Origin of the sequence: Arthrobacter sp. 35/47, from assembly GCF_000520475.1 — a bacterium.
GTDB lineage: Bacteria > Actinomycetota > Actinomycetes > Actinomycetales > Micrococcaceae > Arthrobacter_D > Arthrobacter_D subterraneus.
In genome coordinates, this window is record NZ_KI914600.1 from 5,426 (window position 1) to 10,216 (window position 4,791).

Consider the following 4,791-nt stretch of genomic DNA (forward strand, 5'->3'; position numbering starts at 1 on the left):
GAGCCGCAGCGTGACCCCCTTGAACAGCGGCTTGTCCCCCAGCTCCAGCGACACGTTCTCAAGGTCCAGCACGTCCTTGCCCAGCCGCGCGGTGGCGAGCTTGCTCAGCGCGAGCGAATCGCGCGGTTCCGGGACGTCCGCGATCAGCGCGTTGGCTGCCTCGATGCGGAACTTGGGCTTGGAGGTGCGGGCCGGGGCGCCGCGGCGCAGCCACGCGAGTTCCTTCTTCACCAGCTGCTGGCGCTTGCCCTCGACGACGGAGGCCATGCGGTCACGCTCGGCGCGGGCCAGGACGTAGGCGGCGTACCCGCCGTCGAACCCGTCCACAATGCCGTCATGGACTTCCCAGGTGCGGGTGGAAATTTCGTCGAGGAACCAGCGGTCGTGGGTGACCACCAGCAGGCCGCCGTCAGTGGGGCGCCACCGCTGCTTCAGGTGCTCGGCAAGCCAGGCCACGCCCTCCACGTCGAGGTGGTTGGTGGGCTCGTCGAGCATGATGACGTCGTCATTTCCGATGAGGAGCTTCGCGAGCGCCACGCGGCGCTTCTGCCCGCCGGAGAGGGAGTCCACGCGGGCGTGCCAGTCCACCTCGGCCACGAGTCCGCCCATGACGTCGCGGATCGTCGGGTTGGAGGCCCACTCGTGGTCGGCCTGGTCGCCGACGATGGCGGCGCCGACGTCGAGATCGCCGTCGAGCACGTCGCTCTGGTCCAGGTAGCCCACGGTGACGTCGCGGCGTTTGGTGACGCGGCCGTCGTCGGGCGTTCCACGCTGGGCGAGCAGGCGCATCAGGGTGGATTTGCCGTCACCGTTGCGCCCGACCATACCGATCCGGTCGCCCTCTTCGATTCCGAGGGTGACGCCGTCCAGGACGGTGCGGGTGGCGAAGGTGATGCTGATGTTTTCAGCACCGAGCAGGTGGGCCAAGGGAAATACTGCTTTCGTTATGGGTGATCTTCGGTGAAGCGGCGTTACGCGAAGTAGTCGCTGACAATCCTTGCACCATGAGCGGGCCCGTGCACCAGTTCGGTGGAAAGCCCGGCGGTGGCCAGCAGCGCGTCGACGGTGGCTGCGTGCTCCTCGGATTCGGCGAGGAACGCAACCGTGGGGCCGGAGCCGGACACGATCCCGGCCAGCGCGCCGGCATCCCTGCCCGCGTGCAGGATGTCCTTGAGCTCGGGCGCCAGTTCCAGTGCGGCGGCCTGCAGGTCATTGTGGAGCAGATCGGCCAGCGCGTGGGCGTCCCCGGAGCGCATAGCGGTGAGGATCTGCGGGTCGATCTCCGGGATCTCCGGCGGTACGTCGCCGTTGGCGAGCCGCAGGTCATCCAGCGTCCGGTACACCGCCGGCGTGGACAGCCCGAACCCGCTTGGCACGAGGACCCAGTGCAGCGGCGTCTTGGAAATGGCCGGGGTGAGCTGCTCCCCCACCCCGACCCCGACGGCGGTGCCCCCGATGAGCGCGAACGGCACGTCGGCGCCGAGATCGACGGCGATCTTCGCGAGTTCGTCCCGGGAGAAGCCGCTGTTCCAGAGGGCGTCACAGGCCAGGAGGGTTGCGGCGGCGTCGGCCGATCCGCCGCCCATGCCACCGGCGATCGGCACGCGCTTGGTGATGTTCAGGTGCACGCCGGTGGAGTTCTCGCTGAGTTCGGCCAGGAGAGCCGCGGCGCGGGCGGCGAGGTTGCTGGCATCGAGCGGGATTTCCTCCATGGGGAGGTTGAGGCTGCCCTGGCCGTCGACCGTGACGGTGATGGCGCCGTCGTCGGTGGCTGTTGCGGTGATCTCCTCATACAGGGAGACGGCGAGGTAGACGCTGGCGACGCTGTGGTAGCCGTCCTCGCGGGGGGTTCCGACGCGGAGGGAGACGTTGATTTTGCCCGGCGCCTTCACCCGGACGGCGCGGGGGCCTGTTGTGCGCATCCCTGCCGTTCTCCCAGCCACCATGATCTCCAACTTAGATCACACGGGGCGTGAGGAGAAACTCTCCTGCTGAGGTCAGCGGCGTGGGTCCTCGGCCGTTGCTTCGGCGGGCTGCAGGCGCTGGGCGCTGGCACGGCGGTCAAGGATGACTTTGGCGGCCGCGGCGAGAAACAGAACCGGGGCGGTGAGAATGGCCATGCCAATTAAAAGGTCGATGAGTTCCACAGCGATTGCACCAAGCTTTCGTTCTTAAGGACGCCCCATCCTTCATAAACGTAAACGCTTGAGGGCGGGTTCCCAAATCCCTGAGGGGTGTGGCGTGGGTGAACGTTGCGGTGGCGCTGGTTCTATTACCGCTTTGTGCGTTTATGGGGCGACCACTTCGACACTGGCCCAGCGGCGGGTCGCGTCGATCTCCGGTCCGCCGGCCAGGCCGTCGGGAGTTGCCGTCATGATGCCGTAGGAGCCCGGGGCAATACCCGGTGAAAGGGTGATGGTGAAGCTGTAGTCTCCGGACAGGCTGGCGTACGCGGACTGGTCGCCGATGATCGAGTAATCCGTGTTGGCGGGCCCGAAGAACACCTGGATCCGCTGACCCGGCTGGTAGCCGCCTCCGGTGATCGTGAACGAGGTTCCCGCCTGCACTGTGATTCCAACCGCTCCCCACTCGGGGGACGGGGTCACCACGTTGCTGCTCGGGGCGCCCGGATTCGGTTCGCCGTGCGGCGGCGGGACGAACGGGCCGGGGGCTGGCTCACCGTGCGGCGGCGGCACAAAGGGATCGTCCGGCCCGGCGGGCAGCGGCTCGAGCGTCGGAGCGGGTGTCTCCGTCGGCTCCATGGTGGGTTCGGGTGTCTCTACAGGTTCTTCGGTCTCTTCAGGCTCTTTCGTTGCTGTCTCCTCCGGCGTCGCCTCTTCGGGAGTGGGGCTGGGCGACGGGGATGCAGACTCGGAAGCCGCCGTCGTACTCTCAGCATTTTTTTCCGGAGGCGCACCTACGCAGCCGGCAAGCAGGAGAGATGACACTGCAGCGAGGACGAAGACTGATGACAGCTTTGGCACTGGGGATACTTTCGAGACGTAGCGAGACCGGTGCCTTTGAGGTTACCGGCTGTGCCGGTTGCCAAACAGCACGGGATGGTTACGTGAGCCAACTGTTACCGCGCGCGTGATTACCGGGTGGCTGATTACCTACTGGCTGATTACTCACCGGCTGAGGTGAGGCGGAGCCGGACCATGCTCGCGCTGCCCGGCTCCGGGCTGTCGACACGCAACTGGATCCGGTAGCCCTCGGAAGTGGCGACGGCCGAGCACACGCTGCTGACGCCCACCTCTTCGTCTCCGCGCTGACAGTCGCCGTCCAGTTCAAAGTCCCAGCCGAGCGTGTCCGTGAGCCGCTGAAGGTCCGTGGCTTCCAGCACCCGGTCCGCCTGCCAGGTGCGGCTCAGAGTGGGGCACGGTTTGGTGTTGAAGCAGACGAACTGCTCCCGCTCGACGTGTTCCGAGACCACGATCCAGCCTTCGGGGACCTCAATCCGGTCGGCGATCGAGCCCGCCTGTTGGGCGACGCCATCATGGTAGGTCTTGACGAAAAAGAACGCGCCGGTCCAGGCGAGAGCCATGCCGATCAGGAGGCCGATGGCCCGTATCCTCATAAATCCCTCCGTGATGCGCGGAAGTTTCTCTTCGGTGAGCGGCCACTCTCGGCGGCGCGGGTGCGAATGTTCGTAAGCCTACTGACGATGGTGCAGGCGATAGAAGTGTCCACGGCTGCTCAGCCAGTAATGAGACCAAAACGTTGTTTCGGCTGGTGGCTCCCGTCGCCGTCGTTCCTGTCCCTTCGTCGCCGTCGTTCTTGTGCTCGGCCATGGTCAGATGTACGGTCGATTGGGTATGGTAAGCATACTGATGAATTCTTGTTCATCCGATGTTCCTATCCAAAGGAGACGCTGTGAGCACGAGGATCGAAAAGCAGATCATGGTCAACGTTCCAGTGAGCGTGGCCTACAACCAATGGACACAGTTCGAAGAATTCCCCCACTTCATGAGCGGGGTCAAGCAGGTGGAACAGCTCAGCGACGACCGTCTGCACTGGGTTGCCGAGATCGGCGGGGTCAAGCGTGAGTGGGAGGCGAAGATCCTGGCGCAGGAGCCTGACCGCCGCGTTGCCTGGGCAGCCACCGAGGGCGCAACCAACGCCGGAGCCGTGTCATTCGAGGACGTCGGCGGCGGCCAGACCTCTATCCGCCTTGAGCTCGAGTACGAGCCCGAAGGCATGATCGAGAAGATCGGCGACAAGCTGCACGTTGTCGAGAAGGAAGCCGAGGGCGACCTCAAGCGCTTTAAGGAGTTCATCGAGGACGAGGGCTACGCCACCGGCGCCTGGCGCGGATCAGTAGCCGGAGGCACGGTGGGAACGCCCACCGTCGCCGACGCCGCCGCCTCACGCGGTGATGACGGCAAGGCGGGCATCTCAGGCAAGGCTGCTGCGGCCGGCGTCGGCGTTGCTGCCGCTGCCGCTGCGGGTGTTGCCGCAGCGTCCGGCAACAAGCAGAACACCTCAGATGCTGACGTGACCACCACCGATGTTCCGGTCACGCCCGTTGTTCCCGTCGAGGACACTACTCCCCCGGATGTCACGCCGGTGGCTGGCGTCTCGGGTGCTGCCGGCGTTTCGGGTACGGGCGCCGCGGGCGTTTCGGGCACCACTTCGGAGACTCCGGGGTCGGATACGCCGGGAGAGCGGCCGCTTGGTGAGCCTTTCGACCAGACCAATGGCCTGGCTGATGTTGACGGCGAGTCCGACGGCCTTGCCGGCAGTGACCAGCACAGCGCGGCCGAGCGTGAAGAGGACCAGACCGGCGGCTTC

Annotated in this window: 6 protein-coding genes; 1 reads left to right on the forward strand and 5 read right to left on the reverse strand. The window is 66.0% G+C overall.

The features are described 5' to 3' along the window. From X803_RS19075 to X803_RS0109950, 5 genes are all read right to left on the reverse strand, one after another. Positions 1 to 927 (reverse strand): ABC-F family ATP-binding cassette domain-containing protein (locus X803_RS19075; protein WP_035778521.1); only part of this gene is annotated, 927 nt, incomplete at its 3' end. A 44-nt stretch (positions 928 to 971) separates the two neighbouring features. Further along, on the reverse strand, positions 972 to 1,922 hold the full coding sequence (locus X803_RS0109935) for a 4-(cytidine 5'-diphospho)-2-C-methyl-D-erythritol kinase (RefSeq protein WP_026545023.1): 951 nt from the start codon (positions 1,920 to 1,922) through the stop codon (positions 972 to 974). Positions 1,923 to 1,997: 75 nt separating this feature from the next. Beyond that, positions 1,998 to 2,120 carry a hypothetical protein gene (locus X803_RS22955; protein ID WP_275450943.1) on the reverse strand — a complete coding sequence of 41 codons (123 nt, stop codon included), beginning with the start codon at positions 2,118 to 2,120 and terminating at the stop codon, positions 1,998 to 2,000. Between the two features lie 168 nt (positions 2,121 to 2,288). Continuing rightward, positions 2,289 to 2,984 (reverse strand): hypothetical protein, encoded by a 696-nt coding sequence (locus X803_RS0109945; RefSeq protein ID WP_156930040.1) that lies wholly within the window; start codon positions 2,982 to 2,984, stop codon positions 2,289 to 2,291. A 140-nt stretch (positions 2,985 to 3,124) separates the two neighbouring features. Further along, complete coding sequence (locus tag X803_RS0109950; RefSeq protein ID WP_026545025.1) at positions 3,125 to 3,577, reverse strand: hypothetical protein; 453 nt, start codon at positions 3,575 to 3,577, stop codon at positions 3,125 to 3,127. Between the two features lie 296 nt (positions 3,578 to 3,873). On the opposite strand from X803_RS0109950, the gene X803_RS19080 reads away from it, so the two are divergent. After that, the coding region (locus X803_RS19080) for an SRPBCC family protein (protein WP_084033617.1) at positions 3,874 to 4,791 on the forward strand (918 nt) is incomplete at its 3' end.